Below are 22,590 nucleotides of genomic sequence, written 5' to 3'. Positions count from 1 at the left end.
GAAGCGAACCCGGAATCTCGAGATTCCGGGTTCGATGCTTCGCATCGCCCCGGAATGACATTAGAGCACCAGATGCATCCCCGCATCCATGCGCACGAACTCGCCGGTCATGTTGCTCGACGCCGGCGAAGCGAGGAAGCAGACGAGCTGCGCGATATCTTCGGCAGTGGACGCGACCTTCAGCGGCACCTTCGCCACGACAGCATCGCGCACCGCTTTCGCGCCGGCCTCGCCGCGGCCCTTGGTGAACCACGGCGTATCGATATAGCCGGGACATACCGTGTTGACGCGGATCAGGGGCGCCAGCGCGCGCGCCAACGATTGCGTCATGGTGTTGAGCGCGCCCTTGCTTGCGGCATAGGCGACGGACGAACCGCCGCCGGAAATGCCGGCGACCGACGACACGTTGACCACGGCGGACGGCACGTTGGAGGCTTTCGCGCCGGCTTCGAGCAACGCGCGCGCCGCGCGGATCATCTGGAACGGGCCGATCGTGTTCACCGCATAGATGCGCTGAAAATCCTCGGCCGAAAGCCCGTCGAGATCGTGATGCGGCACGTGCTTGGTGGTGCCGGCATTGTTGACCAGCACGTCGAGGCGTCCCCACGGCACGGACGCGGCGGCGATCTTCCTGCAGTCTTCATCGCGCGACACGTCGCCCTGCACGACCACGACTTCGGCGCCGGCGCTGCGGCAGAGATCGGCGGTCGCTTCGGCTTCCGCCTTGCTGTTGGAATAGTTGACGACGATGCGCGCGCCGCCCTTTGCCAGAATGGCCGCGGTCGCCGCTCCCAAACCCGAAGCAGAACCGGTGACAATCGCGCATAAACCATCCTTCGACATCCGCATTCCCTTTGTTGTTCTTGAATTAAAGTTTTGACCGCCCGCTGGCGGGGCCGGGCGCTACCATATCGCGCGGCCAACGGCGTGCAAATCCGAAGAAGTCCGTTGCGCGGAATTTATTCTTTGCGCCGCGATCTTCATGCCGCCGCCTCATGCGGCCCTGCGGACAGCGCTTGTCACGGCTATGGCTTTTGCCCATCATAAAGCGCAAGAAAAGACCGCAGCCGACCCGGCCATATCAGTTGGGATTGGCATGCCAATTTCAAATCGGGGAACGCTGTGGCGGAGAGTGAGAACATCGTTGCCGAGACCGCGGAGAAAATCTTCGCCGATCTCGCCGACGCTCAAACCATCAATCGCGACAAGAAGGGCGAATGGAAAGCCCCGCTCTGGCAGGCGCTGAGCGACGCCGGCCTGCCGCTGGCTTGGGTGCCGGAGGATTGCGGCGGTTCGGGCGCCTCTCTCGCCGAAGGCTTTAGCGTGCTGAGCGCCGCGGGGCGCTTTGCAGTGGCGGTGCCGCTGACCGAAACCATGCTGGCTGGCTGGCTGTTGGCGCAGGCCAAGATCGCTTCGCCCGGCGGCGAGATGACGGTAGTGCCCGCGAGCCCGAAAGACCGGATTACGGTCAATGCCGACGGCAGCCTCTCCGGCAGGGCGCGAGGCGTCCCGTTTGCCAAGGTTGCAAAGCACTTCGCGGTGCTCGCGTTCGATGCGAAGGGTGATTTCTCCGTCGCGCTGGTCGATGCCAGCAAGTGCCGGATCGAGAGCGGCCTCAATCTCGGCGGCGATCCTTCTGATATCGTGATGCTGGACAAGGTGCAGCCGATCGCGATCAAGCCGGCGCCAACAGGCTTCGACCAGGCCCGGCTGATGCTGATGGGCGGCGTCGCGCGATCCCTGCAGATCGCCGGCGCGCTGGAATCGATGCTGGAAATCTCCGTGCGCTATTCCAACGAGCGCGTCGCCTTCGAGAAGAAAATTTCGAAATTCCAGGCCGTGCAGCACAATCTGGCGCGGCTCGCCGGCGAGTCGGCGGCCGCACTTGCCGCAGCCACCTCGGCCGCGGACGCCATCGCCAACGCCACGACCTTCAACGACGAAGTGTTTCTCGAAGCGGTGGCGGCAAAGATCCGCTGCGCGGAAGCGGCGGAGAAAGGCGGCGGCATCGCCCATCAGGTGCACGGCGCGATCGGCTTTACCATCGAGCACATCCTGCACCGCTATTCGCTGCGTGCGCTGGCCTGGCGCGACGATTTCGGCTCCGAGAGCTATTGGGCGGTCGAGCTCGGCAAGCTCGTGGCGCAAAGAGGCGCCGATGAGTTGTGGCCGCTCGTGGCCTCGCGCTGAGATCAACTCGATTTGCCTGCATAGAGAATAGCAATGACCGCAGCTCTCCGTTTCGATCCGATCCGCCTGCCGAGCGAATGCGAGCAGTTGCGCAAGGAAGTCCGCGCCTTTCTTGCCGAAGAAATCGCCGCCGGCACCTTCGATCCGCACAAGCCGAACCGCGAGGATACCGACGTGCCGGAATTTTCCCGCAAAGTCGGCGCGCGTGGCTGGCTCGGCATGACCTGGCCGAAGAAATATGGTGGCCATGAGCGCTCGTTCCTCGAGCGCTATGTCGTGACCGAGGAAATGCGCGTGGCGAACGCGCCGACGCGCCGCTTCTTCGTCGCCGACCGCCAGAGCGGCCCGGTGCTTTTGAAGTATGCCCCTGAGCACATCAAGATGGAAATCCTGCCGCGCATCTGCCGCGGCGAAATCTGCTTTGCGATCGGCATGAGCGAGCCGAACTCCGGCTCCGATCTGTTCGCGGCGAAAACCCGCGCCACCAAGACCGACGGCGGCTATCTGATCAACGGCACCAAGATCTGGACCTCTTCGGCCCATATCGCCGATTACATGATCGCGATTTTTCGGACGTCACCGCCGACCAAGGAAAACCGCCGCCACGGCCTGACGCAGTTTCTGGTCAAGATGAAGCAGCCCGGCATCCAGGTGAACCCGATCGGCCAGATCACCGGGCAGTATGAATTTAACGAGGTCGTGTTCACCGATCACTTCATTCCCGACGATCACGTGCTCGGCGAAATCGACGGCGCCTGGAAACAGGCGACTTCGGAGCTTGCCTATGAGCGGTCCGGCCCCGAACGTTTCTTGGAGACCTATTACGTGCTGACCGAGCTGGTCCGCGCTGTCGGAAATAACCCGGACACCCGCAGCGCCGAAGGCATCGGCCGCCTGGTGGCGCAGGTGCACACGATGCGGCGCATGTCGGTGTCGGTCGCGGGCATGCTGCAGGCCGGCAAGGAGCCGGTGGTCGAGGCCTCTATCGTGAAAGACATCGGCACCATCTGGGAGCAGCAATTGCCGCATCGCGTGCGCGAGCTTGCCGCCTTTGTCGAGGAAACCGCCACCAACCGCGAGACGCTGGAAAAGCAGCTCGACTTCGCCATCAAGACCGCGCCGAAGCTGACGATCCAGGGCGGCACCACCGAAGTGCTGCGCGGCATCATCGCTCGCGGGCTTGGTTTGCGCTAATTCAACGAGGAAACCGCATGAGCAAATACAGTGATATCGGCGTCGAGAAGCACGGCCATGTCGGCCTGATCGAGATCCGAAAACCTCCGCTGAACTTCTTCGACGTCTCGCTGATCAATCAGATCGCGGATGCGCTGGAGGAGTTCGACAACGACATCGAAATCCGCAGCTCCGTGCTCGCAGCGCAAGGCAAGGCGTTCTGCGCCGGCGCGGATTTTTCCGATCCGAAGCGGCAGGAGCAGGAAGCGAGCGCGCAGAATGATCCGGCCGCCAATCTGCCGATCAACCATCTCTACGTCCAGGCCGTGCGTATCTTCCGCAACAAGAAGCCGATCGTCGCCGCCGTCCATGGCGCGGCCATCGGCGGCGGTCTCGGCCTAGCAGTCTCGGCCGATTTCCGCGTCACCTGCCCCGAGGCACGCTTCGCCGCCAACTTTACAAAGCTCGGCTTTCATCCCGGCTTCGGCCTGACTACGACGCTTCCCGAACTCGTTGGCCGCAACAACGCCGAACTGATCTTCTACACCAGCCGCCGCATCACCGGCGAAGAAGCCACGCGAATGGGCCTTGCCAATGTCTGCGTGCCGCAGGATCAGGTGCGGGCCGAGGCCATGAAGCTCGCAGCCGAAATCGCCGAATGCTCCCCGCTCGGCCTGATCTCGACCCGCGCCACCATGCGCGCCGGCCTCGCCGACCGCGTCATGGCCGCCACCAACCACGAGCTCGCCGAGCAGACCAGACTCCGCGCGACCGAGGATTTCAAGGAAGGCGTCAAAGCCACCGCAGAACGAAGGGCAGCGAATTTCAAGGGAAGGTAAGACTCGCGCCGCTTGCACCTCTTCCCTTCTCCCCTTGTGGGAGAAGGTGGCGCGAAGCGCCGGATGAGGGGTTCTCTCCGCGGGAGAGGCCTATGTTCGCGGAGAGAACCCCTCACCCGTCTCAATCATGCTTCGCACGATTGATCCACCCTCTCCCACAAGGGGAGAGGGTAAGGTGCACCGCCTCACGCCACGAGCTTGAACGTCACGCCGCAAAGATCGAACGTATCGCCCGCCACCTTGCAGCCCTTCGCCTTCGCCGCATCTCGCACCCTCGCGATATCGGCGACGCTGAACGTCAATCCGCTCATCAGGTCGCTCGTGCCGTTGACGAAGCGGAAGCTCGCATTCGGCAGTTTCAACACCGGCTCGCCGCCCGCCCCCTTACTCACGCCAATGCCCAAAATCTTCCCCCAATGCTCCGCCAGCCCCTGCGGATCCGGGCTCTGCATCTCGACTTCCGTCAGCGCCACCGTCACGTCCTTGCGGATCGCCTTCTGCCAGTCCGGCCCTGCCGGCGGATAAGGTCCCAGCACGTCGTCGCTGCCATCGGTATGATTGAACTCGATGAACGCGGCGCGGCAATCGCGCGGGTGCAGTTGCACGCCGTGATAGGGCGCGTGCGTGATCACGTTCGCGGTGCGCACGCCGATCGCGTCGGCGTGCTTGCCGCGCGCATCGGGATCGTCGCAGCAGAAGATCGCCATGTAACCGCCGCGGCGGCCGGTCTTGTCAAGGAAGCGTCCCGCCGCGGTGCCCGGCTGGATCGGCGCCACGACTTCGAGCAGGATCGTGTCGACCGGTAGCAGTGCGTTCTCCAGTCCGTACTTGGCGACATTGCCGTCGCGGTAACAGACGTTGAGGCCCATGATTTCGGAGATGTCCGAGATCACCGGCTCCAGATGCGGCGCCACCAGGCAGATCTGCCGCAGCCTGAGATACTCGGCCATCTCAGTTCCCCTGAAACACGGGCTTGCGCTTTTCGACAAAGGCTTTTGCGGCCTCCTTGTGATCGGCGGTGTCGCCCGCGCGCGAATGATGGATCGCTTCGGCGTCGAAACAGGCTTCCAGCGACATCGTCTCGGCGTTGTTGATGTTGCGCTTGATGTAACCCAGCGTCACCGACGGTCCCTGCGCCAGCGACATCGCGAGATCGTGCGCCTCGGTATCGATGTCAGCGTCCGGCACCACCTTTGTCACCATGCCGAGATTGTAGGCCTCCGTCGCGCTCAGCACCGGCGAGGTCAGATAGAGCTCGCGCGCTTTCGCACTGCCGAGCATCTGCGTGAGGAAATAGGTGCCGCCGTAATCGCCTGATAATCCGACCTTGGCGAACGCGGTCGTGATCTTGCAGGAGGCGCTGGCGACGCGCAGGTCGCACGATAGTGCGATGGAGAGACCGGCGCCCGCGGCGGCGCCATCGAGCTGCGCCACCACCGGTTTGGGCATCTGGTGCAGGATGCGCGAGACTTCCATGCCGCGGCGCAAGTTCGCCATCTTGGCCTCGAAGCCGAGCGGCGCCCGGCCTTCCGCCATCGACTTGACGTCACCGCCGACGCAGAACGTGCCGCCGGCGCCCTTGATCAGCACCGCGCGTACCTCGTGATCATCAGCCGCACGCCGCGCGGCTTCGACCAAGCCGCGCGTCATGTCGGGATTGAGCGCGTTGCGCCGGTCGGGGCGGTTCATCGTGATGGTGAGTAAGCCCTGTTCGAACTTCTGGAGGACCATTTCGTTTGCGCTCATGGTGCTTTCGTTTGTTGGTTGAGATGAATTCGTAGGGTGGGCAAAGGCGCACTTGCGCCGTGCCCACCATCCCTCGCCGATCTGCGGCTCTAATGGTGGGCACGCTTCGCTTTGCCCACCCTACGCAGATGCGGTCCTATTTCTTCACCAGCGGGCAGCGCGAGGCTTCCAGCGGCTGGAATGCCTCGTTGCCGGGGATGGTTGCCAGCAGCTTGTAATAATCCCAGCGCGCCTTCGATTCGGACGGCTTCTTGACCTCGAACAGATACATGTCGTGCACCATGCGGCCATCGTCGCGGATCTTGCCGTTCCTGGCGAACATGTCGTTGACCGGCGTCTCCTTCATCAGCTTCATCACCGCGGCCGCATCCGTGGTGCCCGCGGCCTTCACGGCTTTCAGGTAATGCAGGACAGACGAATAGACGCTGGCCTGCGCTGCGGTCGGCGGCCGCTTGACGCGCTCCATGAAGCGTTTTGAAAACGCGCGGGTGTCGTCGTTGAGGTCCCAATAGAAGGCCTCGGCAAGCAACAGGCCCTGCGCCGTCTCCAGCCCGACGCTGTCGATGTCGGTGACGAAGGCGAGCAGCGGCGAGAGCTTTTGGCCGCCGCTCCTGGTCAGCCCGAATTCCGCCGCCTGCTTGATCGCGTTGATGGTATCGCCGCCGGCATTGGCGAGGCCGACAACCTTTGCCTTCGAGCTCTGCGCCTGCAGCAGGAACGAGGAGAAGTCCGACGTGTTGAGCGGATGCTTGACGCTGCCGAGCACCTTGCCGCCGGCCTTCACCACGACGTTAGTGGTGTCCCTTTCCAGGTCCTGGCCAAACGCATAGTCGGCGGTGAGAAAGAACCAGGTCTCGAAGCCGCTCTTGACGGTGGCGAGCCCGGTGACGTTGGCCTGCGCAAACGTGTCGTAGGAATAATGCACGGTGTAGGGGCCGCAGGCCTCGTTGCTCAGCCGGATCGAGGCGGGGCCGCTATACATCACGATCTTGTTGCGCGCCTTCGCGATCTCGCCGGCGGCGAGCGCGGTGGCGGAGGCTGCCACGTCGTACAGCATCTCGACGCCCTGGTTGTCGAGCATGTCGCGCGCAATGCTGGCCGCAAGATCGGCCTTGTTGAGATGATCGGCCGCGACGATCTCGACCTTGCGCCCCAGCACCTCGCCGCCAAAATCCTCCACCGCCATCTTCGCCGCGGTCTCCGAGCCCGGCCCGGTGATGTCTGCGTAAAGCCCGGACATATCGAGGATGCCGCCGAGCTTGAGCGGCGGCTTGCTCTGCGCCATCGCTGCGCTCGCCGACATCGCCAGCCCGGCGGCGAAAACGGCGGTGATTGCTCTCTTCATGGAGTTTCTCCCTATTGGTTGCCGCATTGCCTGCGACTTTGAATTTTTTGCTCTGGCAGGATCATGCCGCACGGGGTGCATAGCGGCAAGGCGCGAAGGAAGGTGGATTGCGTCGCGATTTCCGCTAAGCGGAATGATCTCGTAGGATGGGTAGAGCGAAGCGAAACCCATCAATTCCTTGCGCGGCGACAGGATGGGTATCGCTTCGCTCCACCCATCCTATACGACGCATCAGCGTGTCCCGGACGCGGTGCAGCGTCTCTTGACGGTGCACCGCAGAGCTGGGACCCACCGCCGCAACATGGACCCCGGATCAGCAGCGCACCACGCCGCTCACGCGGCGCGCTGCGCAGCATCCGGGGAACACCGCTCCACTTACGCCAACAACCCCTTCCCCGGCACGTGGTTGAGCTCGAGCCGGATGCCGTCGGGGTCTTCGAACAAAATCGAATAGTAGCCCGGCACCCATTGGTCCTCGCGCGGCGCGCGGATGATTTTGGCGCCGAGCGTCTGGAGGAAGCCGTGCAGCTCGTCGACGTCGGCGCGCTCGCGGGCGCGGAAGCAGAGGTGGTGCAGGCCGACGCGCTGCTGTTCGAAGGCGGCGCCTTCGTGCTCTGGCGATGGCGCGCTGATGCCGACGGCGGTGCGGCCGCCGACGCAGTAGTAGGTCATCTCGGTATCGATGACCGGCTTCAAGCCGAGAAACGGCAGCAGCTTTGAATAGAAATCGCGGGAGCGTTCGTAATTCGAGGCGGTGAGAAAAATATGGGCGATGCCGTTGACTTCCATTGTCTCCCCCCACGTGGCAATCTCAGGTAGTATTACTGTCGTTAATCGAGCATACAGGAACAGGCAGGGTGGAGAGCAGCGGCATGGTTGGTCCGGCATCGCGTGGCAGCGCTGCGCTTCCGGCATGCGCCGCATCGCTTCTCGTGCTGGCCTCGGCCGCCGGGCCGGCCGGCGCTGCCGATTGCTTAGCTGAGCGGCAAGGCGAAGGGCGCGTCGCTGCTGTGGTCGATGCGCGCGGCTTTCGCCTCGAGGACGGCCGCGAAATCCGCCTCGCCGGCATCGAGCGCACGGGAACCGACACAGCCGGGGGCAGAGCCGCATTGTCCACCATCATCACCGGCCGCGAGGTGACCTTGCATGGCGAGGATGACACGCCGGATCGCTACGGCCGTCAGGCGGCCTTTGTGTTCGTGACCGGCTCGGAACAATCGGTGCAAAGTGAGCTGCTGCGCCGCGGCGAGGCCCTGGTTTCGAGCGATATAGCCGACAAAAATTGCGCTGCAGCGCTGTCCGCCGCCGAGGGCGTGGCGAGAAATGCCAAATTGGGCATCTGGGCTGAAACCACGGCCATAAAAAACGCGGAAAGTCCGGGCGATATTCTGGCCGCGATTGGGCACTTTACGGTAGTCGAGGGCAGAGTGCTGTCCGTTCGGCAGGCTGGGGCAATGACCTACCTGAATTTCGGGCGGAACTGGACACGGGACTTTGCTGCGACTATTTCAAGGCGCATCATACCGGCGTTCGAGAGCGCCGGCCTTGGACCTAAGTCGCTCGAAAATCGACGGATTCGTGTCCGCGGCGTTGTCTCGTCGCGGGGAGGACCGCGAATTGAGTTGCTTCGGGTGGGGCAGATTGAGGTGCTGGGCGGGAAATAGCGTTTGATTCGAAGGCTGGGCATCGGTCTTCGCCGGGATCACGCGCAAAGAAGAGGGGATGAGATCAAGGATCCCGGTTGGATCGTGATCTTAGTGGCTGATTTGACGCATCGTGCACCACGGCGCGAAGGAAACACGGGCCGCCGCCTTCTGGCTGCGCCGGCGCTGTTGTGCGCTGCGCTCACGCTATCTTCCTGTGGAAACCTCGGGAAGATCGAGACCGCCGCGCCGACGGTGCCCGCGCCAAAGCCGAGCCGCACCGTCGCGCAGACGCCGGCGAGCGAGCGCGAGCACGAGCGCATTCTGGCCTCCTACGGCGGCGCCTATGACGATCCGAAACTCGCAATCCTGATCGGCAAGACGGTCGACCGGCTGGTGGCGGCGTCGGACCGTCCGGACCAGGCCTACCGGGTGACCATCCTCAATTCCGGCGCGGTCAACGCCTTCGCGCTGCCGACCGGCCAGCTCTATGTGACGCGCGGGCTGGTGGCGCTCGCCAGCGACACCTCGGAACTGTCCTCGGTGCTGAGCCACGAGATGGCGCATGTCATCGCAAAACACGCCTCGATCCGGGAAGACCAGGCGCGGCAGGCGGCGGTGGTGACGCGCGTCGTCACCGACATGAGCAACGATCCGGATCTGACCGCGCTGGCGCTGGCGAAAACCAAGCTGACGATGGCGAGCTTCTCGCGGCAGCAGGAATTCGAGGCCGATGGCATCGGCGTCGGCATTTCGGCCCGTGCCCGCTTCGATCCCTATGGTGCGGCGCGCTTCCTCGCCGCGATGGAGCGCAATGCGGCGCTGAAGGCCGGCAAGACCTCACTCGATCCGCGCGCGCAAGATTTTCTGTCCTCGCATCCGGCAACCCCCGAGCGCGTGCAGAACGCGCAGGCCAGCGCGCGGCAGTATACCTCGCCACAGAGCGCCGAGCGCGACCGCGAGACCTATCTCGCCGCCATCGACAACATCGTCTATGGCGAAGACCCCAGCGAGGGCTTTGTACGCGGGCGCCGCTTCCTGCATCCGAAACTCGGCTTCACCTTCCAGGCGCCGGAGACGTTCACGCTCGACAACACTGCGCAGGCCGTGATCGGCGTGCGCGAGGGCGGCACGCAGGCGATGCGCTTCGACGTGGTGCGCGTGCCAGCCGAACAGTCGCTGGCCGATTACCTCAATTCCGGCTGGATGGAAGGTGTCGACAAGGGCTCGACCGAAGACCTCATGATCAACGGTTTCCCCGTGGCTTCGGCCTCGGCGAATGGCGACCAGTGGCAGTTCAAGGTCTTTGCGCTGCGTTACGGCAGCGACGTCTACCGCTTCATCTTCGCCGCCAAGCAGCGCAACACCGAAAGCGAGCGCAATGCGCGCGAGACCGTCAACTCGTTCCGCCGCCTGACGCTGGAAGAAATCCAGGCTGCACGCCCCTTGCGTATCAAGGTCATCACCGTGCAGCCCGGCGACACCGTGGAATCGCTCTCCCACCGCATGACCGGCGTCGACCGCCCCACCGAGCGCTTCCGCATCCTCAACGGACTCGACCAGCACGCCCAGGTCAAGCCGCGCGACCGCGTGAAGATCGTGGTGGACTAAGTGGGGGAAGCACGCCGCTGCGTCGTCGTCCCCGCGTAGAGCCTTTTCGGTTCTGATTGAATCAGAACCGGGCTCTAGATTCTTGTTTTGACGCGTTTTCTTGACGCGAACCGGTGTCCACTTCGCTGGAAAACGCTCTAGTGCGCAATTGCGCACGGGGCGCGCAGATCCATACGCCGCGGTCGCTGTAATAGCGCAATCCGCAAAACGCCCAAACGTAGCAACATCGCCCCGTGGTTATGGGCCCCCGCTTTCGCAGGGGCAACGGCGATCTCTCTCGACCCTACTCGATTGTCACACGCGAACGCCACCGCGACTCAAAGCTATTGTCATCGTCAAGCATCCGCGCCTGCGCATCCATGAGCTCGCTGCGCTTCTCTGTGACGATGCTGACGGTGACCGGTGCGGCTGCCTCGGCTTTGGCTTGCACCGGCGCAGCAGCGGGCCAACGCAACGCTGATCGCGAGATCACGGCCTTGCCCGAGTACCAGCATTTGCGGCCGTCAATCATGCGCCAGGACCAATGCCCTTTCGCCGATTTGGGCACAGCGGCACTGCACTCCCTGGCCTGCGCGGCCGGCGCGCTGACCGGAAGAAGCGCGGCCAAGGGAATTGCCAGGAGAGCTGCCGTGACAATTGCGAAGAAGATGGACTGTACCTGCCCTTTCATCGAATCCCCCTTGCGGTAGATCTTGAAGTGGCCGGGACATTCTCCCGCGATTCGGGTCACAAGAGGTCGAAAGCTGGCCGTTTCCGAGCCAAGGAATGGAACCGGCTGAGAGGCCTTTCTTTCCCAACGGGAACCGGCGATGGCCGAAGGGAACCGCCAAGCGCTTTCCCACTGGGATTTAACCTCGCGACCGCAGCGCTCTCCCCGCAATCCTTTTCGCTCGCGTAGACCCCCAAAACAAAAAGCCCGGTCTCTCGACCAGGCTTTTCGTTTCAATCCTTGGGATTCTTTCAGGCTGCCTCGTCCGCCACGGCTGTGTCGTCGCCGTCGGCATCGACATCCGCCTCGTCGGCCTCAGTGTCAGCTTCGGTGGCTTCGGCCTTGGCGCCGCGGCGCGGGCTCTTGGCGAGCTGGCTTTCGATTTCCTTGACCGCTTCGGTCTCGGTCGAATGCTGCACGACGGCGATTTCGCGCGACAGCCGATCAAGCGCCGCTTCATAGAGCTGACGTTCGCTGTAGGACTGCTCGGGCTGCGATTCCGAGCGATAGAGGTCGCGGACCACTTCGGCGATCGCGACGATATCGCCCGAATTGATCTTCGCTTCGTATTCCTGCGCCCGGCGCGACCACATCGTGCGTTTCACGCGCGCACGGCCTTTCAGGGTTTCGAGGGCCTTCTTGACCAGCGCCGGCTCGGACAGCTTGCGCATGCCGACATTGGCGACCTTTGCGGTCGGCACGCGGAGCGTCATCTTGTCCTTCATGAAATTGATCACGAACAGCTCGAGCTTGGCGCCCGCGATCTCCTGCTCCTCGATGGCCAGGATCTGGCCGACGCCGTGAGCCGGATAGACCACGAATTCATTGGCCTTGAAGCCCTGACGCTGGGTCACGACCTTCTTCGGCTCCTCGACGCGCGGCGCGGCGGCGACCGGCTTGGCAGCAGCCTTCGGCGCGGCGGCTTTCGGGGGAGCAGCCTTCACAGGGGTCTTGACGGGATGCTTGGCAGCAACTTTCGACGCAGTGGTCTTCGAACCCGTCGCTTTCGCGGCGGTCTTGGCAGTCTTTTCTGGCATTGCGCTTCTTTTGTTCTTTGAGGACTTTGTGGCCGAAACCTTCTTGGCGTCCTTCATGGGCGCCTTGGCACGGCCTTTGGTTGCGCTGCGGCTGGCCGGAGCGGCTTTTTTCGTTGTCTTGGAAGCACTCTTTTTACGCGTTTTCTGTGACACAGCCTGCGCGCGGAACTGCCACGCCCCTGTTCGATGTTTTTACGAAACCCACCGGGGCCACAGGATACGCATGGCCGGGATCGGCTTAGAATGTGCCCAATATAGCACATTTTCCGCAAAAATCAATGATTTACGCCGGGTTCCGGGCCCTTACGGGGCGGTTTCCGTCATAAGTCCGGTAACAGGGTTAAATCCGCTCACCGCGTTCGGTTCAGATTGGGGCCAAAATCAGGCTCGACGAGCCCTTAACTTATCCACAGGCTTAATCGCCGGCACCGGGTTCCTTGGAAAAATATTTCTCGAACTTGCCCTCGACACCCTCCCATTCTTTCGCGTCCGGCGGGGCGTCCTTCTTCTGGGTGATGTTGGGCCAGCTCTTGGCGTATTCGGTGTTGACCTCGAGCCACTTCTCGAGGCCCGGCTCGGTGTCGGGCTTGATGGCATCCGCAGGACATTCGGGTTCGCAGACGCCACAGTCGATGCATTCGTCGGGATGGATGACCAGCATGTTCTCGCCCTCGTAGAAGCAGTCGACGGGGCAAACCTCAACGCAGTCGGTGTATTTGCACTTGATGCAGGCTTCAGTGACGACGTAAGTCATCCAACGCTCCGAAACGGATCAGTTTTCCGGGGTTTGCGTAGCGCATGCGGTGCGCTGCCGCAAGGGAAGCCGCGGGCCCTTAGCGGCCGTTTTTCAGGCGTCCCAGCGAGCCCTTTCCAGATAGTTATTGTTTGTCGTTCTGCAAATCATCGTAGAGCACGCGCGCCGCCGCAGCGTCGCCGCGCCGCTCGGAAAATCCCACCACTTTCAGGATGCGCACGGTGCGATCGAGCCCGATCGTCAAGACGTCGCCGACCTTCACCGAATGTCCCGGCGCCATTTCACGCACGCCGTTGATGCGAACGTGACCGGCCTCGACGAGGGCGGCAGCCGAGGTGCGGGCCTTCACCACCCGCGCATGCCACAGCCATTTGTCGAGCCGCTGCCGCTCCAACTAATCTCTCGTAGCTTATTTTCACGCGTTTTCTTGGACCGCGAACCGATAGCCACTTCGCTTGAAAACGCTTTGGTTATTCCTTGCGGCCGGCAAGCTGTTCCTTCAGCGCCGCCAGTTTTGCGAACGGTGAGTTCGGATCGATTGGCCGGTCGCGATCGCGCGGGCTCGCGCTCGTCGCCCATTGACGGTGCGAAGGGCCAGAGTCGCGCTTGTCGCGGCCGCCCTTGTCGCGTCCGCCGAAATCACGGCCGCCGCGCTCGCCCTTGTCGCGGCCACCTTTGCGCTCGCCCTTGTTGCGATCGAATTTGTCGCGGCGCTCCTCGCGGTCGCGGCCCTTGCCCTCGAAACGCTCGCGCGGCGGACGGTCCTGACGCGCTTCAGCGGCCGGCGCGCCCTCTGCGGCAGGCGTTGCCGTAGCATCGGCTGGTGCGCCCTCGCGGGGCTTTCTGAACTCGCCATGGCGGCGGCCGCGACGGTGGCGTTGCGCGCCCTCGCCTTCTCCGGCAGCCGCTTGCGCGCCCTCGCCCGCGCGGTGATGGCGCTGGCGGCTGCGGTCGTGATGCGGACGGCGCTCGTCGGAACGGCCGCCGGGCCGCCAGACTTCGACAAGTGCAGGCTCTGCCGGTGTCTCTGTCGGTGTCTCGGGCTTGGCTTCGGCCGCCGGAGCTTCGACGGAAGCGGCTTCTGCAGGCGCTTCGGCTTCGGCAGGCGCTTCGCTCGCGGTTTCGGGTTCGGCCGCCGCTTCCGCGGCGCTGACTGCTTCCGGCGTCTCCTGTTCCGGAGGCGCATCCGCGATCGCGGCTTCCGCCGGTGTGGTCTCGACGTGTGCAGCTTCCACCGCAGCAGCGGGTTCTTCGGCGGCTACCGGGGTCACATCCGGCAGCAGCGAGGCCGACGACGGCGCGGGCTCGTCGCTGACAGGCACTTCGGCCGCGACTTCTTCCGCCGGCATCTCTGCCGTCATCTCGGCGCTCGCCTCAACCGGCGGCGTCTCAGTGGAGACCGTCTCGACGACGGCCTCGGGCGCGGGCTTCGGCGGCAGCGGCGGTCGCCTGTCCATGCGGTAGCCGAGCGCGCGCAGGATCGAGGCGAAATCTTCGCCGGCCGATCCCGTCAGCGAGGTCATCGCCTGCGTCACCACGAAGCCGCGGCCGTCGAACGCGCCGGCCGGCTTCTCGCCGGGCGACGTTTCACGCCACGCCAAAGCCGGACGAATGAGATCGGCGAGACGCTCCAGGATGTCGACGCGCACCGCACGCTCGCCGCACTGGCGGTAGCCGAGCACGCGATAGGCATCGCGGGCGAGCTGCTTATCGACCGGGAACGAGGTGCGCCCCGAGCTCGCCAGATGCTGCGCGCCTGACAGCGCGGACATATCGACATTGTCCTGCTTCTCGGCCCACAACAGCGAGGCCAGCGCGCGCGCCGCGGGCTTCAGGAGCCCCGGGAAATAGATGTGATAGGCGCCGAAGCGCACGCCGTACTTTCGCAGCGTCGCGCGCGAGGCCTGGTCGAGATCCTTCATCTCGCTCGCGATCTTGCTTCGCTCCAGCACGCCGAGCGCTTCGACGAGCTGGAACGCGATGCCGCGCGCAATACCCGTGATGTCCTCGGCCTTCGACAGCCCGAACAGCGGCCCCAACAGCTTTTCGATATGCGTCTTCAGCCACAGATCGAGCCGCGTTTGCACGGCCTCGCGCGGCGCGCCGGAGAGGCGCTCGTCGGAAATGATGCGGATGCGCGGATGCAGCGCATCGTCGGCGGCAACGAGTTTTGCGACGGCATCGCCGGTCCAGCGGATGGTGCCGTCGGAGGTCAGCACGAACTGATCGTCCGGCGCGGCTGAGAGCTTTTCCGCACGCGCGTTGATCTCGCTCGCCAGCACCTGCTGGGCGGCCGCCTGCAGCGCCTTGGCGTCCGAGCCGGCTTCCGCCGCATCGGGTGCAAAGGTGAATCCATCGAGCCGGCCGATCGCGTGGCCTTCCACAATCACTTCGCCGGTCTTGCCAATTTCCGTATTCAAAACTGAGTTCTCCCGCAGGCGGCGCATCAATACACTGGTCCGCCGGTCAACGAAACGCTCCGTAAGCCGTTCATGCAGCGCATCGGATAATTTATTTTCCACCTCACGGGTGATCCCCTGCCAGTGGTCGGGGTCGGACAGCCAGTCCGGCCGGTTGGCGACGAAGGTCCAGGTGCGGATTTGCGCGATCCGGCCCGACAGCGTGTCGATATCGCCGGTAACGCGGTCGGCCTGGTCGACCTGGGCGGCAAACCATGCGTCGGGTATCCGACCTTTCTTCATCAGGAAAGCATAAAGCGTGGTCACGAGCTCGGCATGGGCAGCCGGCGCGATCTTGCGGTAATCCGGGATCTGGCAGGCGTCCCACAGCCGTTCCACGGCCGCCGCACCGTGGGCCATGTCCCTCACCTCGCCGTCGCGCGCCGCATGATCGAGCACGCGCAGATCTTCAGCAATCGGCGCGCGGGTCAAGGCCTCGTGCCCCGGCGGCAGGGCAAGCGAGACCTGCAGCGCGCCGAGCGAAGAAAAATCCAGCTTCGAATTCCGCCACTGCAGCATTTTGACGCTGTCGAAGGTGTGGTTCTGCAGCGCGTTCACCAGTTCCGGCTCGAACGGTGCACAGCGGCCGGTGGTGCCGAAGGTGCCGTTGCGCGTCGCGCGCCCGGCGCGACCCGCGATCTGCGCGAACTCCGCCGGATTGAGCCGGCGGAACTGATAGCCGTCATACTTGCGGTCGGAGGCAAACGCGACGTGGTCGACGTCGAGATTCAGGCCCATGCCGACGGCGTCGGTGGCGACGAGATAGTCGACGTCGCCGTTCTGGAACATCGCAACCTGTGCGTTTCGTGTACGTGGCGAGAGCGAGCCGAGCACGACGGCCGCGCCGCCATGCTGGCGGCGGATCAATTCGGCGATGGCGTAGACTTCATCGGCCGAGAACGCGACGATCGCGGTGCGCCGCGGCTGGCGCGTGATCTTGCGGTCGCCGGCGAATTCGAGCTGCGAGAGCCTGGGACGCGTGACGATCGAGGCGCCCGGCAGCAGCCGCTCGATGATCGGCCGCATGGTGGCGGCCCCTAACAGCAGCGTCTCGTCGCGGCCGCGGCGATGCAGGATGCGGTCGGTGAAGACATGCCCGCGCTCGAGATCAGCCGCGATCTGGATTTCGTCGACGGCGAGGAACGAGACGTCGAGATCGCGCGGCATCGCCTCGACGGTGGAGACCCAGTAGCGCGGGTTCTTTGGCTTGATCTTCTCTTCACCGGTGACGAGTGCAACCGCCTCGGTCCCGGCGCGAGCCGCGATCTTGTTGTAGACCTCGCGCGCCAGCAGCCGCAGCGGCAGCCCGATCACGCCCGACGAATGCCCCAGCATCCGCTCGATGGCGAGATGCGTCTTGCCGGTATTGGTCGGCCCGAGGACAGCGGTAACGCCCGCGCCGGGCGCGCGATCAGTCGCGAACGTGGAAGGAGAGAAAGCCATTCTGTGCAGGTGTTTTCTTATTTAGGTGCGAGCGCCCAACCCGTCATTGCGAGCGAAGCGAAGCAATCCATAGCGCCACACGTGTGGAGGTATGGATTGCTTCGTCGCTTCGCTCCTCGCAATGACGGAAAAACGCGGAGTTTCTCTTTCGTTTGGCACCAACTGCGCCGATTCTGTTTCACTTTGCGACGGTGATGCGGTCGCGGCTTAAGCTTTGGAACGAGTCTGGAACGAATCGCGTCCGAATCGCTGACTCCTCCCGAGACCCGATACGTTCACCGCAACATCTCGCGCTGAAGCGCTCGGGGCGGCACTAGATCAAGTTTACAGCGGCTCCACAAGCGACGGTTTCGGGACTAATTTCTTAAAAAGATCGAGGCGACGGAGTCGAATCAGAAGCGGGGAAGAGTCAACATGATTCATGCTGCTACTCCTGTCCGTTCACTTGCACCGGTGCCACCACGAGCGAAGCTATGTTCCCTCCCCCCTTGCGGGGGAGGGTTAGGGAGAGGGGTGGCGGCAACGGCGGTGCTCGTGGAGAGAACCCCTCTCCCCGACCCTCCCCCGCAAGGGGGGAGGGAGCGATAGAGTCGTCGTCCCTCACTTTAGTAGCGGCACTACCCGCCGATCCCGTCGTCCCTGCGAAACGCAGGGACCCAGAACCACAGGCGCTCATTGGTTGGCGCCGGCTGCAACTCCGAGTCCCTCAATCAACACGGCCGCGGCGTATGGGTCCCTGCGTTTCGCAGGGACGACGGCAAAACTATGGGCCTCAATTCGTCTTCGCCACCCGTGGCGGCATTGCTGATGTCACGAACGACGTCGCTTCCAGCATCGCCAGGCCAAACGGCGTCGGGATCGTCATGCGGAAGGGAACCAGGACGCGCGTCCCCGCAATCGGCACAAAGGTGATCTCGATCCGCCGTTCGTTCGCGAGATATTTGATCACGGGGCGATCGGGGATGTAGCCCGCGACGGGGTTAAAATAGATCGCGCAGACCAGCGCCGGCCCGTGATAGCCCTTTTCGGCTTTGACCGTTTCCATGCGCTTGTAATCGAGCTTGAGATCGTAGCGCATGCGTCCGTCGAAAATCCCGGCTCCGGTGCGGCAGGAATCCGGCGCCAGCACTTCGCCATTGCCGGGCACGCGCAGCAGTGAGCCCGTCATGGGATCGAGCACGCTTTTGCGGTGCGCGTCGGTGACGGGAATGCGGCCGGGATCGACCGGCGGCGCCGGGTCGATCGAAAATTCCTTCACGCCGCCATTGGCCAGCGAAATCCGGATGGTCTCGGACTTCTTCTGCGTGGTGGTGGTCGCGGTATAGGCGTTCGCCACCAGCGCGCCGTTCACGATGCGGCCCTGGCTGGCGCCGGAACCGGTGCCGCCGGAAAACGCCTTCAACAGCCCGGCCGTGCCGCCTTGCGCCGAGGCCGAAAACACATCGTCGCCGATTTCGATGGTCCAGCTTCCCTTGCCGACGGGGATGCCCGCCAGCGTCGCCTCATAATGCGCATCCAGCCGCCCCTGCGCGCTCGCGGCCTGCGGCGCGAGCGCTGCCCACGCGGCGGCGCACAGGCCGACAACGAGGCCGAGCCTGGCGGAGAGAGGTTGGCGCGAAACGGCGCATCTGGCAGTCACGAATGAATAATCCCGGGATCGGCGCGATTGGGTGTTCATTTAGGCAAAAATATCCGGCAAACAACGCGTGTTTTCGCGAAAACCACGCCCTTTAAAGGACCTTTCATCACCGCCCGCCGCTCGCGGGGAAGGCCAAGGTCTTTCGTGCTAAACCCATGATGTCGGCCGGGATTACGCCCTTTATATGATTGGCTTAAGTGGCTGGAACCCCTTACAAACCCGCGTATTCAGCGGTCGGGACCAACCCAAGAACCTTGACCCCGTGGCCGTCTCCCCCTATACGTCCGCGGTTCCTGGAAATGGACGCGATTTTGGACCCCCGCGGCGCCCGCGAGAAGCGGCTTGGCCCTGGCGGGGATGGAAGAGGATTTTTCGGAATGTCCCGGCGCTGCGAACTGACGGCCAAGGGCCCCCAGGTGGGCCACAAGGTGAGCCACTCCAACATCAAGACCAAGCGGCGCTTCCTGCCGAACCTGGCCAACGTCACCTTCATCTCGGACGCGCTCGGCCGCAACGTGCGCCTGCGCGTCTCGACCAATGCGCTCAAGAGCGTCGACCACAATGGCGGCCTCGATGCCTACCTCCTCAAGGCCAAGGCCGACGTCCTCTCCCCCCGCGCCCTCGAACTGAAGCGCGCGATCGAGAAGAAGGTCGGCAAGCCCGCGTTCGTGAAGAAGGCGAGCTGAGCGAAGCTTAAATCGGCGGATCGAAGTTTGCAGCGGCCGGGTCGAAAGACCCGGCCGTTTTTGTTTTAATCGCCCTTATCTAGATATTTTCTGTTGCGAGCATGCAACCAGAGGGCGATACTTGTTCTCATTAGCTGATCGATTGTGAAACTCGATAACTCAACTGAATCTCAAGCTCAATTGATTCTAGATGGAAGAATTTGAGATACACCGCCTGGGCTGGAAGGCCTTCCAAGATTTGTGCGTTGCAATCGTTGAAGAGCGTTCGAATCGGACGGTCCAAACTTTTCTTCCTACAAGAGACGGCGGTCGTGACGGCGCATTCATCGGTCGTTGGGACGGCGGCTTAAAGGGCAACACCACGATTCAATGCAAATTCACTTCCAAGCCTAACCAGAACCTAACGCTATCTATGCTGGTCGACGAGCTTCCGAAAGCGAAGCGACTTGCACGGCAAAAACTCGCAGACGACTACGTAATCCTGACAAACCATACCATTACGGGAGCGAGTGAAGCTAAGATTCGAAAGGCATTTGAAGGTAGTGGCGTCAAGCGTTGCCGCGTGTTTCATCGAGATTGGATTGTGGCGCGCGTCGCAGAATCTCCACGTCTAAGAATGATGGTCCCCCGTTTATATGGCCTCGTCGACCTGGAGGCGATCTTAGACAGACGAGCTTACCGGCAAGCTCAGCTTATCCTCAGCGAGATGGGAGATAATCTACAAAAATTGGTTGTCACAGATGCGCATCGAAAAAGCGTTCGCGCAATAAGTGATCATAGCGTCGTTTTACTGCTCGGCTCACCTGCTGCCGGCAAGTCGACAATCGGCGCGAGCTTAGCACTCGGCGCAAACGACATTTGGAGATGCTCAACAATCAAATCAACTTCGCCAGAACATTTGGAAAGGCACATCGACCCAAAGGGAGGACAATTTTTTTGGATCGACGATGCCTGGGGGAGCACACAGTATCAGCGAGACCGCGTCGAAGCTTGGAATCAAGTATTTCCCCTCATGCAAGGTGCGCTTAAGCGGGGGACACGTTTCCTTCTCACCTCTCGGGACTACATTTGGAATTCCGCGAAAGCCGAGCTCAAATTACAAGCTTTTCCCATTCTGAGAAAAAGTCAGGTCATAATTAATGTTCATGACCTCACCTTGGAAGAGAAAGCACGTATTCTATACAACCACATTAAATTGGGAGATCAGCCGACTGAATTTCGGGAACGAATAAAACCTATCCTTCCGAAGGTGGCACAAAACTACAACTTCCTTCCAGAATCGGCGAGACGTCTAGGGACATCACTTTTCACGGATGATCTGATCCCGACGCAGAGCGGCGTGATAGATTTTTTTGAAAGACCAACTGAATTTCTCGAGCAAACAATCGAAGGGCTGTCTCCAGCAGCAAAAGCTGCGATCGCATTGGTTTTCCTTAACGGTGGCAGGGTTCGTTCGCCTGTTCCAATGGATGCTATGACTGCGCCGGCTGCCGCATTCGGAGCAAACACTGGCCGAGTCCGGGATGATCTCCAAGCTCTCAATGGCAGCGTACTCAATTTTGCGGAAGATGAAGACGGCCCGTACTGGACTTATAGGCACCCCACTGTTGGAGATGCTTTCGCAGCACATGTAGCAAAAAGTCCGGAACTCGTAGAGCTATACCTCGCTGGTGCAAAGCCAGAGACGATCGTTAGAGAGGTCGTGTGCACTGGCGTCGAAGTCCGCGGCGCGCCGGTGGTAGTTCCACCTTCTCTGAACGAGCTTTTGGTAGGACGCATCGCGTCTCTTGCCGGCTATTCCTTGGTAAGCTTCATCTGTTACAGATCGAATGTCGCGGTCACCAAGCTGTTGTTAGAACAACGACCAGACCTCAGAAATCGCATAGGAGCATTTAGTACTCCTCTCCGGGACGATATTGATGTCGATCTGGCGATTGCTTTGAATCGTTGCGGCCTCCTGACCGAGGAGGAACGCTCAGAATTTGTAGAAGCAGTGAGGCAATCAGCAGTGGAAGAAGCGGATGATAGCTTCATAGAAGTGAACGAGATCCGCGAGCTGTTGCACCAGCAAGAATACGACGACATTCTCCTAGAGGCGCGTGATGCCTGGCTGAGTGACATTGATTCGCACGTGAGAAAGCTCCGTTCCGAATGGGATACTGAATACGCGCCCGACGACTATTTCGACAAGTTCAGAAACGCGGTAGAGAACTTCACAACTGCGCTTGGCACGAATATTAAGCAGGAAGAGATCAAGGCTCAAGTAGATAGCAGCGTTCGGTCGGCGATGCTGCGAATGTACTCGGATTATGAAGAGACTCCGACTGTAACTGCGCCATTGCAACAGTCCAAATCGAAAAGCGACTCGCTCGAAGAGTTGTTTCGGGACGTGGACGAATAGATCTGACTCAGCAACAGCTATCTTTCAGGCTGTCGAGGCGATGTAGACGCAACAGACCCCCGAGAACATCTCCATGTGCTCAAGCTCTATCGCTGCCTGCGCAAGACGAGAAGACACAGCCGCTGCAACTGGTGTTTACGATCCTGATGTCGGCACGGCCGGACACGTGACGTTGACTTCCACTTGCGCAATGGTAACATATATGATACCTTACGATCCGGATTGAAGAGTATGTCTCGGAGGGCACCAGCCCCTTCCGGCGATGGTTCGACGATCTTGATACGCAGGCGGCGGCCGGCGTGACGGTGGCGATCGAGCGGCTGGCCGAGGGCAACACGTCGAACGTCAAGCCGATCGGTGAAGGCGCCGCTGAACTGAAGATCAATCGCGGTCCCGGCTATCGGGTCTACTTCGGATGGGACGGCAAGGTGCTAGTCATTCTGCTTGGCGGCGGCACCAAGCGGAGGCAGCAGAACGACATCGATGCCGCGCTTCGCCGCTGGCGCGATTACAAGAAGCGCAAGCGTGAAGGATGACGCCATGGCACTGACCCGGAATTTTCGCGACACGGTGCGGGCGCGAGCCGAACGCGAGCCCGCCTTTCGCCGGGCGCTGTTTCAGGAGGCAGTGCAGGCGCTGCTGCGGGGCGAGACCGGTCAGGGGCGCGCGGCGCTGCGGGCCTATATCAACGCGACCGTCGGCTTCGATCGGCTGGGAGAGGTGCTGGGGCGTTCGCCGAAGAGCCTGATGCGGATGTTCGGTCCGGACGGCAACCCTACCGCCGAAAATCTGCTCGGTGTCATCGGCGCGTTGCAGGAAGAGACCGGCGTTCACCTGAAGATTCGCGCGGTCACTGAGGCAGCCTGACCAAGCCGCCCTGCATCAGCTACAGCCGTGGATGAAGCGCCGTCCGCG

At 62.4% G+C, this 22,590-nt stretch carries 20 protein-coding genes; 9 read left to right on the top strand and 11 right to left on the bottom strand.

The annotated features are described in order from the left end of the window. Positions 1–60: 60 nt before the first annotated feature. Positions 61–843, bottom strand: a complete 783-nt coding sequence (locus V1277_RS16725) for an SDR family NAD(P)-dependent oxidoreductase (protein ID WP_334417280.1) — start codon at positions 841–843, stop codon at positions 61–63. A gap of 279 nt (positions 844–1,122) precedes the next feature. On the opposite strand from V1277_RS16725, the gene V1277_RS16720 reads away from it, so the two are divergent. From V1277_RS16720 to V1277_RS16710, 3 genes are read left to right on the top strand one after another with little or no spacing between them, the layout of a single operon-like run. Then, positions 1,123–2,190 carry an acyl-CoA dehydrogenase family protein gene (locus V1277_RS16720; protein ID WP_334417279.1) on the top strand — a complete coding sequence of 356 codons (1,068 nt, stop codon included), beginning with the start codon at positions 1,123–1,125 and terminating at the stop codon, positions 2,188–2,190. 33 nt (positions 2,191–2,223) lie between these two features. After that, positions 2,224–3,384, top strand: a complete 1,161-nt coding sequence (locus V1277_RS16715) for an acyl-CoA dehydrogenase family protein (RefSeq protein ID WP_028347625.1) — start codon at positions 2,224–2,226, stop codon at positions 3,382–3,384. A gap of 17 nt (positions 3,385–3,401) precedes the next feature. Further along, positions 3,402–4,202, top strand: coding sequence for an enoyl-CoA hydratase/isomerase family protein (locus V1277_RS16710; protein ID WP_334417278.1), 801 nt, complete (start codon positions 3,402–3,404; stop codon positions 4,200–4,202). Between the two features lie 185 nt (positions 4,203–4,387). On the opposite strand, the gene V1277_RS16705 is transcribed toward V1277_RS16710, so the two are convergent. From V1277_RS16705 to V1277_RS16690, 4 genes are all read right to left on the bottom strand, one after another. After that, positions 4,388–5,152 carry a hypothetical protein gene (locus V1277_RS16705; protein ID WP_334417277.1) on the bottom strand — a complete coding sequence of 255 codons (765 nt, stop codon included), beginning with the start codon at positions 5,150–5,152 and terminating at the stop codon, positions 4,388–4,390. A gap of 1 nt (position 5,153) precedes the next feature. Continuing rightward, positions 5,154–5,948: an enoyl-CoA hydratase gene (locus V1277_RS16700; RefSeq protein WP_334417276.1), complete on the bottom strand. Its 795-nt coding sequence runs from the start codon at positions 5,946–5,948 to the stop codon at positions 5,154–5,156. A gap of 136 nt (positions 5,949–6,084) precedes the next feature. Continuing rightward, positions 6,085–7,293: an ABC transporter substrate-binding protein gene (locus tag V1277_RS16695; RefSeq protein WP_334417275.1), complete on the bottom strand. Its 1,209-nt coding sequence runs from the start codon at positions 7,291–7,293 to the stop codon at positions 6,085–6,087. Positions 7,294–7,668: 375 nt separating this feature from the next. Further along, a complete protein-coding gene (locus V1277_RS16690; protein WP_334417274.1) occupies positions 7,669–8,082 on the bottom strand; it encodes a VOC family protein in 414 nt (137 codons plus the stop codon). Between the two features lie 83 nt (positions 8,083–8,165). Between V1277_RS16690 and V1277_RS16685 the strand changes: the two genes are divergently transcribed. Both V1277_RS16685 and V1277_RS16680 read left to right on the top strand, forming a co-directional pair. Further along, positions 8,166–8,957, top strand: a complete 792-nt coding sequence (locus tag V1277_RS16685; RefSeq protein WP_442894582.1) for a thermonuclease family protein — start codon at positions 8,166–8,168, stop codon at positions 8,955–8,957. Between the two features lie 102 nt (positions 8,958–9,059). Further along, positions 9,060–10,547, top strand: coding sequence for a M48 family metalloprotease (locus tag V1277_RS16680; RefSeq protein ID WP_334376956.1), 1,488 nt, complete (start codon positions 9,060–9,062; stop codon positions 10,545–10,547). Between the two features lie 283 nt (positions 10,548–10,830). On the opposite strand, the gene V1277_RS16675 is transcribed toward V1277_RS16680, so the two are convergent. From V1277_RS16675 to V1277_RS16650, 6 genes are all read right to left on the bottom strand, one after another. After that, on the bottom strand, positions 10,831–11,277 hold the full coding sequence (locus V1277_RS16675; RefSeq protein ID WP_334417272.1) for a hypothetical protein: 447 nt from the start codon (positions 11,275–11,277) through the stop codon (positions 10,831–10,833). A gap of 230 nt (positions 11,278–11,507) precedes the next feature. Beyond that, complete coding sequence (locus tag V1277_RS16670) at positions 11,508–12,293, bottom strand: CarD family transcriptional regulator (RefSeq protein ID WP_334417271.1); 786 nt, start codon at positions 12,291–12,293, stop codon at positions 11,508–11,510. Between the two features lie 415 nt (positions 12,294–12,708). Next, positions 12,709–13,047 carry a ferredoxin FdxA gene (gene fdxA, locus V1277_RS16665; RefSeq protein WP_334371128.1) on the bottom strand — a complete coding sequence of 113 codons (339 nt, stop codon included), beginning with the start codon at positions 13,045–13,047 and terminating at the stop codon, positions 12,709–12,711. 124 nt (positions 13,048–13,171) lie between these two features. After that, entirely contained in the window at positions 13,172–13,441 is a 270-nt protein-coding gene (locus V1277_RS16660; RefSeq protein ID WP_057842041.1) for an RNA-binding S4 domain-containing protein, read from the bottom strand. Positions 13,442–13,517: 76 nt separating this feature from the next. Next, positions 13,518–16,949 (bottom strand): helicase-related protein, encoded by a 3,432-nt coding sequence (locus tag V1277_RS16655; RefSeq protein ID WP_334417270.1) that lies wholly within the window; start codon positions 16,947–16,949, stop codon positions 13,518–13,520. 772 nt (positions 16,950–17,721) lie between these two features. After that, positions 17,722–18,525 (bottom strand): DUF3108 domain-containing protein, encoded by an 804-nt coding sequence (locus V1277_RS16650; protein ID WP_334420394.1) that lies wholly within the window; start codon positions 18,523–18,525, stop codon positions 17,722–17,724. A 440-nt stretch (positions 18,526–18,965) separates the two neighbouring features. Between V1277_RS16650 and rpmB the strand changes: the two genes are divergently transcribed. From rpmB to V1277_RS16630, 4 genes are all read left to right on the top strand, one after another. Next, positions 18,966–19,274 carry a 50S ribosomal protein L28 gene (gene rpmB, locus V1277_RS16645; RefSeq protein ID WP_171579080.1) on the top strand — a complete coding sequence of 103 codons (309 nt, stop codon included), beginning with the start codon at positions 18,966–18,968 and terminating at the stop codon, positions 19,272–19,274. Between the two features lie 190 nt (positions 19,275–19,464). Further along, entirely contained in the window at positions 19,465–21,675 is a 2,211-nt protein-coding gene (locus tag V1277_RS16640) for a restriction endonuclease (RefSeq protein WP_334417269.1), read from the top strand. 299 nt (positions 21,676–21,974) lie between these two features. Beyond that, complete coding sequence (locus V1277_RS16635; RefSeq protein WP_334417268.1) at positions 21,975–22,211, top strand: type II toxin-antitoxin system RelE/ParE family toxin; 237 nt, start codon at positions 21,975–21,977, stop codon at positions 22,209–22,211. A 4-nt stretch (positions 22,212–22,215) separates the two neighbouring features. After that, on the top strand, positions 22,216–22,542 hold the full coding sequence (locus V1277_RS16630; RefSeq protein ID WP_334417267.1) for a transcriptional regulator: 327 nt from the start codon (positions 22,216–22,218) through the stop codon (positions 22,540–22,542). Positions 22,543–22,590: the final 48 nt, after the last annotated feature.

It is taken from the genome of Bradyrhizobium sp. AZCC 1588, assembly GCF_036924735.1.
Lineage (GTDB): Bacteria > Pseudomonadota > Alphaproteobacteria > Rhizobiales > Xanthobacteraceae > Bradyrhizobium.
Note: the sequence above shows the minus strand (reverse complement) of the source record. Positions and strands in the feature narration are given on the sequence as shown.

Coding starts and splice junctions, on each gene's coding strand:
- V1277_RS16725 (WP_334417280.1), bottom strand. CDS start 843: ATGTCGAAGGATGGTTTATGCGCGATTGTCACCGGTTCTGCTTCGGGT.
- V1277_RS16715 (WP_028347625.1), top strand. CDS start 2,224: ATGACCGCAGCTCTCCGTTTCGATCCGATCCGCCTGCCGAGCGAATGC.
- V1277_RS16710 (WP_334417278.1), top strand. CDS start 3,402: ATGAGCAAATACAGTGATATCGGCGTCGAGAAGCACGGCCATGTCGGC.
- V1277_RS16705 (WP_334417277.1), bottom strand. CDS start 5,152: ATGGCCGAGTATCTCAGGCTGCGGCAGATCTGCCTGGTGGCGCCGCAT.
- V1277_RS16700 (WP_334417276.1), bottom strand. CDS start 5,948: ATGAGCGCAAACGAAATGGTCCTCCAGAAGTTCGAACAGGGCTTACTC.
- V1277_RS16695 (WP_334417275.1), bottom strand. CDS start 7,293: ATGAAGAGAGCAATCACCGCCGTTTTCGCCGCCGGGCTGGCGATGTCG.
- V1277_RS16690 (WP_334417274.1), bottom strand. CDS start 8,082: ATGGAAGTCAACGGCATCGCCCATATTTTTCTCACCGCCTCGAATTAC.
- V1277_RS16685 (WP_442894582.1), top strand. CDS start 8,166: ATGGTTGGTCCGGCATCGCGTGGCAGCGCTGCGCTTCCGGCATGCGCC.
- V1277_RS16670 (WP_334417271.1), bottom strand. CDS start 12,293: ATGCCAGAAAAGACTGCCAAGACCGCCGCGAAAGCGACGGGTTCGAAG.
- fdxA (WP_334371128.1), bottom strand. CDS start 13,047: ATGACTTACGTCGTCACTGAAGCCTGCATCAAGTGCAAATACACCGAC.
- V1277_RS16655 (WP_334417270.1), bottom strand. CDS start 16,949: ATGGCTTTCTCTCCTTCCACGTTCGCGACTGATCGCGCGCCCGGCGCG.
- rpmB (WP_171579080.1), top strand. CDS start 18,966: ATGTCCCGGCGCTGCGAACTGACGGCCAAGGGCCCCCAGGTGGGCCAC.
- V1277_RS16640 (WP_334417269.1), top strand. CDS start 19,465: ATGGAAGAATTTGAGATACACCGCCTGGGCTGGAAGGCCTTCCAAGAT.
- V1277_RS16630 (WP_334417267.1), top strand. CDS start 22,216: ATGGCACTGACCCGGAATTTTCGCGACACGGTGCGGGCGCGAGCCGAA.